The following is a 6,455-nucleotide window of genomic DNA, read 5'->3' on the forward strand; positions in this document are numbered from 1 at the left end:
GTGAAACCCTGGTCTGAGAATGTGCCCGACAAAGCCTGGGAACTTGCGAATATGGAAACCTATGCGGCCATGACCACATTAATGGATGAAGGAATTGGTCAGGTGGTGGATGCGCTGGAAGCCAAAGGGCAACTGGAAAATACCGTAATATTTTACTTGCAGGACAATGGGGCTTGTGCAGAAGAATTAGATTGGATAAAAAACAGGCCGACAGAAAAAGAGGTGGTAGCAATAGCTCCTGATGAAGTACAAACCGAGATGATCCCTTTTACCAGCCGCGATGGAAAGCCCGTGAAATTAATGAAAGAAGGTTGGCCCGGCCCAGCTGATGGATATACAGCTTATGGCCTAAACTGGGCAAACGCAAGTAACACCCCCTTCAGGGAATACAAACATTGGGTGCATGAAGGAGGTATTGCTACCCCTCTAATTGTTCATTGGCCGGCAAAAATCAAAAAGGGCGGTGAATTGAGAAAAAGCCCTGCGCATTTAATAGATATCATGACAACATGTATGGATATAAGTGGTCTCGAATATCCTGGCAATTACAATGGAAATACTATTCGTCCTATGGAAGGTACAAGTTTAGTACCTGCGTTGGAAGGAAAAGATCTGGATAGGGAAGCCATTTATTGGGAGCATGAAGGCAACCGCGCGGTTAGAATGGGAAAGTGGAAGTTGATTTCTAAAGCGAGTAAGAAAAATTCTTATCTCTGGGATAAAACAGCTGAGTTGGAATTAAAAGACTGGGAACTTTTTGACATGGAAAAAGACCGGACAGAAATGCATAATATGGCAGCTACTAATCCGGAAATGGTTAAGACAATGGCTCAAATGTGGCTGAAATGGGGAAAAAAGACAGGGATTATACCCAGACCCGATAAAAAATAATTTCATTTTACTGAAGGCATTGCATATTTTGGACTACCTCCTTCGCATTAAAAAAGCAATTTTACGTATTCCTTCCTCTGTGCTATATTCTTTGACCTTTCTAAAATGAAATCCATAATACAAATCTTTGGCCGGTTCATTGGCCAGGCCGGTTTCTACAGTAAAAGTATTGGTATTATAATTGTCTAATACAAATTGAACAAGGGCACTCCCGATTCCCTGCCTGAAAAATTCGGGGTGTACTACCAGGCTTTGGATATGTGTGTTATTTGCATCTGCCTTCACCTCTACCACCCCTGCCAAGTTTTTTTCTTTATAGAAACCATAAAACTCATTTTTACTATCTAAAAATTCTACCAAAGTTCTTTTTAAAGGTGGAAAATCTATTGCGTTTAAAAGCTTGGCCTCAATTGGGTAAGAATCCTGAAAAACGGATCGGATAGCCTGGGCCACTTGCTTGTCTTTATGATTTAGAACTCGGATCAATTGGTAACTTTAATAAGGTGCATTTTCTTTTTAGTTTTATTGGAATTGCCGCAGATTAGAATCTTTTCCCATATTTCCTTTTATGAATTAAAAAGAGGGAGGCCGCTGGTATTAAAAATACATATTATATCCTATTCTCAAATAGTACTATCATTATTTTTTGGCACCGTCAACAACCTTTTGCTAGCGGTCTTCATATCAGCATACCTGGGATCCTGAATCACCTCCTGTTTTTGCATCTTTATGGTCTCTATACTTAAAAAGCCAAACTCACTTACCACCTTCCCGTAGAACCTATAAATACCCCTGCCCCTAAAATAGTATTTGGCAGCAACCGGGGGAAAAAGTACCGTGTCAAAAACCTCCCCATGCTGGTCTACACAGGTGGCAAAATGCATGCGTTTACCGTTATGCGTAACTGTATTCTTAACGGTAACCAAATAGCCATAGATATCTATATTTTTATTCAAATACTGCTCCAAATCCCTGCTGCCATTTGCGTTTTTTGGAGGCTCCTTTAACAAATGAAAAGGGGAACACAGGCAGAACCCCAGGAGTTCCAATTGGGTAAAGGCCATCTCCAGATCTGTGGTATGCAGGCGTGGAATCTTAAATTTCTGGTGGGTGGGTGGAAACAATTTAGGATGGTCTATAATAGTCCCTTTAGAGAGAAATAAATGCGCTTCCCACAACAGTTTGTGTTTGTTAATTTTTGTAAACCGGAACGCGTTTATACGTATAAGAATACTCAGCTGCTCTATGGAAATAGGCACCCGGTCTAAAAAGTCTTCCAAAGAAGTAAAGACTCCACGCAGCTGCCGCTCTTTTAAAATACGATCCATTACCCGGCTCTCCAGTTCTTTTAAATACATATAGCCCAGATAAATGTCTGTACCATAAATACAGTTTACCGCAAAGCTCTTGTTAATACAGGGCGCATGTATAGTAGCCCCCATCATCCGGGCTTCGTGCACATAAAACTCGGAACGGTAAAAACCGCCCCCATTGTTAAGCACTGCCACCAGGTATTCCAGAGGGTAATAAGCCCTTAAAAACAGGGTCTGGTAACTCTCCACAGCATAAGAAGCTGAATGTCCCTTGGCAAAAGCATAACCGGCAAAACTGGCTACCTGGTGCCAGATCTCGGAGATCAGCTTTTCTTCATAACCCTTTTTACGGCAGTTGTCCATAAATTTGTCCTGCACCTTCTGGAACTCTTCCCGCGAACGGAATTTTCCGCTCATACCTCTTCGCAACACATCGGCCTCACCAAGGGTAAGTCCGGCAAAATAATGGGCCACTTTTATAACATCTTCCTGGTAGACCATAATACCATAGGTTTCAGGCATAATGTTTAGCATTACCGGGTGGCCCTTTTCCTCTGCCCTGCCTTTTTCGCGATGCCGCAGAATGTATTCGCGCATCATTCCGCTTTTGGCCACCCCCGGACGGATAATGGAACTGGCCGCTACCAGTCCCAAATAATTATCTACCTCCAGCTTTTTTAGCAGCATCCGCATAGCAGGGGATTCTACGTAAAAACATCCCATGCACTGGGCGGTTTTTATTAGTTGGTTGATGTGGGGGTCCTCTTTAAAGCTTTTGATATTATGGATGTCTATTTCGTGAAACTTTTCAGGCCTGTTTAACTGAAGGATCTGCAGGGTTTCCTTGATCTTTGCCAGGCCGCGCTGACCTAAAATGTCAAATTTGTAGAGGCCTACATCCTCAGCAATTACCATATCAAACATAACAGTGGCAAAACCCTTTGGGGGTAAATGCGTAGCCGAAAAATAGTGGATTGGTCTTTGGGTAATTAAGATCCCACCTGCATGTATGCTCAGGTAGTTGGGAAAGCCTTTTATTAACTGTCCGTATTTTAATACCAGTAGTGATACTTCATCTAATTGGGAAAGCTGGTAGTGCCCGTCGCTTAAAATATCAATCTCTGCCTTTGGCAGACCAAAGACTTTTCCCAATTCCCGTACAATGCCCTTATGTTTAAAGGTGACATAGGTGCCCAACAGGCTGACATGGTCAAAGCAGTCAAAAATATACTGGGTAATCTCTTCCCGGTCTCTCCATGAAAAATCAATATCAAAATCGGGCGGATTGGCACGGTAGAGGTTAATAAAGCGCTCAAAATACAGGTCGAGTTCTATAGGGTCTACATCGGTAATACGAAGCAAATAAGCCACAATGCTATTGGCGCCACTACCCCGCCCCACATAGAAAAATCCTTTTTCCCGGGCCTTTGAAACAATATCCCAATTAATTAAAAAATAGGAAACAAAGTTCTTCTCTTTTATCAGTCCCAGCTCTTTTTCCAGGCGCTCCAGAATAGGCTGGTTAACTTCAGGATAGCGGTAAGGGAGACCGTCCCGACACAGTTGCTCCAGGAGTTTTTCGTCTTGTTCTTTACTACCCAGGTAGGTTTGCAAGTTCTGAGGAATACGGTTTTTCGAAAAATCAAAATGGATGCTGCAGGAATTCATGAGCCTTTCCGTATTTTCAAGAATAAAGGGAAATTCTGCAAAGGCCATAGCCAGGTTCTGAATGGGAAACATTTTCTCGTCTTCACCAGCCTCCTCTTCCTTTGGGAGCTTGCTTAGCAGCACATTCTTGTCTATGGCCCGCAACAAGCGGTGGGCATTAAAGTCGCGCTTATTCCTGAACGTAACGGGTTGCAATACTACCAATTTGCCCTTTTTTTCTCCTAAGCTGGAGAAGGGGAGTCGGCGGAGGTCCCTTATGGAAATTCCTATAAACTCATGTTCCCGGAAATCGGTTTGGTCGTTGAGCAATACTTTCTCAAAGGGATAGATGATATAAGCGTGTTTAAACTTCGGGGCTCTTTGGGGGATTTCTTTTTCTTCGTGGAGGTGGGCAGAGAGAAAGGCGTTCAGCTCCTGATAGCCTCCATTGTTTTTGGCAATGCCCACAAAGCATTGATCTGCCCCGTTTCTGAAATCGATCCCTAAAATGGGTTTTATGTTGTATTCAGTGGCTTTACGCACAAAATTAAGGCCCGCGGAGGTATTGTTGATATCTGTAAGTGCCAGTTGGGTCACCTGGTTTTCCCGGGCAAGTTCTAAGAGGGCTACTTCGGAAAAAGTCCCGTACCGGAGGCTGTAGTATGTATGGCAGTTGAGATACATGGGTGTTGGTATTCGATCTGTTATTGTTTTAGTTTCATCTTTATCCACCGTAGCCCGCAAGAGCGAAGGTGGATTTCACTGTTTTCTATGCGCCACAATTAGCATTTAGATCTTTTAAAAGTCTAAGCCAGTACTCTGCTTCCTTAGCTTCCTTCCTGGCTATTTTGAGTCTCATTGTAAGATCATTATCCCCTAATTTCTCATTAGCTTCAATGTAATTTGCGCCAACAGATCCTGAAGATCTTATCAGCTGCCTTCCATCCTCAATATTGCTCAGACTTTTGGGCAACGCCTTAACAAAAAAACGGCAATTTTTAGCAAATAAGTAGGTTCTTTGTTCCAGATCATATATTCTATTCATATCTCTTTTTGTGATTTGTGATTTGTCATTTGTCATTTTTGATTTCATTGTTTTCTATGCGCCAGCACTATGGGTGGTTGGCCATTAAAGGGGTTGTGCATTCTTCCAATGGTTTTTGCTCCCAGGCCGGAGGCTCTCAGCACGCTTTTATCGCCAAAACGCTCCCGGATGTTATCCATTGCAGCATAGAGGTTCAGGGCTTCTTCGGTATCTTCAAACAGGTTGATCTGGTAATTGCCCGGCACCAGGTGGCTAAAGCGGATCCCTATAAGCCTCACCAGCAAACGCCTGTTATATAAGACTCTGAACAGCTCCAGTATTTTGGGGATCAGAATATGGTCTGCACTGGTATAAGGAATACGGACTTGTTTGGAATAGGTATTAAAATCTGAATACCTGATCTTAACAGCAATGCAGGCAGTAAGTTTTTCACCCCTGCGGAGCTGGTAAGCCAGGTTCTCTGTCATGGCAATAAGGATGCCTTTTAGTTTGATGACATCTATAGTATCGCGGTCAAAAGTGCGTTCTGTGGAAATAGACTTGCGGTCAGAGAAGGGGATCACGGGGGTATTGTCTACCCCGTTAGCTCGTTTCCAGATCGTTCTGCCATTAACACCCAAAACGCTGGTCATCATTTCAACAGGCATTTTCTGTACAACCCTTACTTTATCTACTCCAAGATTCCTTAAAACCTGATAGGTCTTCTTCCCTACAGATGGTATTTTCCTGATAGATAATGGTGCTAAGAACGATTTTTCAAATCCATGGTCAATACACAGCTGATTATTGGGCTTCGCTTCACCTGTAGCAACTTTAGACACTATTTTGTTGGCAGACAAACCAAATGATATTGGCAAGCCGGTTTCTTTTATTATTCTTTGGCGTAATTCTGATGCGTATTTATAGGTACCGAAGAATTTATCCATTCCGCTTAGGTCAGCGTAAAATTCGTCTACACTCGATTTTTCAAAAACGGGCACATATTCTTTAATTATGTCGGTTACCTGATGCGAATACTTTGTATAAATTGACGAATTCCCACGAATAACAACCGCTTCAGGACATAGCCTTCTGGCGAGCTTCATCGACATTCCGGAATGCACTCCAAAACCTCTGGTCTCATAACTGCAGGCTGCTACCACACCTCTGTCACCCGTGCCTCCAACCAATAAGGGTCGTTTTTGTAACCGACTGTCTATCAGTCGTTCACAAGACACAAAGAAGGTGTCCAGATCCATATGCAGAATGTTCCTATTCATTCTACAAAATTAGCTACTATTTTTAGCAATTATTGCTTATATTTGTAGCAATATGAAAATTGTATCAAAAAATATTCGGCATTTGAGACGGCTTAAAGGATTGACACAGGAAGTTCTGGCTGAAGATTTAAGCGTAACGCGCTCACGCATTAGCTCTTATGAAGAAAACAGGTCTGCTCCTACTATTGGTATGCTTATAAAACTATCTGACTATTTTAAAGTTCCTATAGATATTCTGTTACGAAATGATCTGACCAAAGCTAAAGATTCCTCTTTTATTGAAATTGGCAACCAACGTGT

6 protein-coding genes are annotated in these 6,455 nt (G+C 42.5%); 2 read left to right on the plus strand and 4 right to left on the minus strand.

Annotation, left to right across the window (positions count from 1 at the left end):
• On the plus strand, positions 1 to 891 hold an 891-nt coding region (locus Q0X89_RS00180; RefSeq protein WP_297690587.1), incomplete at its 5' end, for a sulfatase-like hydrolase/transferase.
• 33 nt (positions 892 to 924) lie between these two features.
• On the opposite strand, the gene Q0X89_RS00185 is transcribed toward Q0X89_RS00180, so the two are convergent.
• The 4 genes from Q0X89_RS00185 to dinB all read right to left on the minus strand — a co-directional run bounded on the left by Q0X89_RS00185 (position 925) and on the right by dinB (position 6,155).
• Positions 925 to 1,377, minus strand: a complete 453-nt coding sequence (locus Q0X89_RS00185) for a GNAT family N-acetyltransferase (RefSeq protein ID WP_297690588.1) — start codon at positions 1,375 to 1,377, stop codon at positions 925 to 927.
• Positions 1,378 to 1,514: 137 nt separating this feature from the next.
• Positions 1,515 to 4,535 carry a DNA polymerase III subunit alpha gene (locus Q0X89_RS00190; protein ID WP_297690592.1) on the minus strand — a complete coding sequence of 1,007 codons (3,021 nt, stop codon included), beginning with the start codon at positions 4,533 to 4,535 and terminating at the stop codon, positions 1,515 to 1,517.
• 85 nt (positions 4,536 to 4,620) lie between these two features.
• Complete coding sequence (locus tag Q0X89_RS00195; RefSeq protein ID WP_297690589.1) at positions 4,621 to 4,944, minus strand: four helix bundle protein; 324 nt, start codon at positions 4,942 to 4,944, stop codon at positions 4,621 to 4,623.
• Positions 4,941 to 6,155, minus strand: coding sequence for a DNA polymerase IV (gene dinB / locus Q0X89_RS00200; protein ID WP_297690590.1), 1,215 nt, complete (start codon positions 6,153 to 6,155; stop codon positions 4,941 to 4,943). Before dinB ends, Q0X89_RS00195 begins: the two co-directional genes overlap by 4 nt.
• A 52-nt stretch (positions 6,156 to 6,207) precedes the next feature.
• Between dinB and Q0X89_RS00205 the strand changes: the two genes are divergently transcribed.
• Positions 6,208 to 6,455, plus strand: a 248-nt coding sequence (locus Q0X89_RS00205; RefSeq protein WP_297690591.1) for a helix-turn-helix transcriptional regulator, incomplete at its 3' end; no start/stop codon positions are given.

The organism is uncultured Eudoraea sp. (assembly GCF_947258525.1).
Taxonomy (GTDB): domain Bacteria; phylum Bacteroidota; class Bacteroidia; order Flavobacteriales; family Flavobacteriaceae; genus Eudoraea.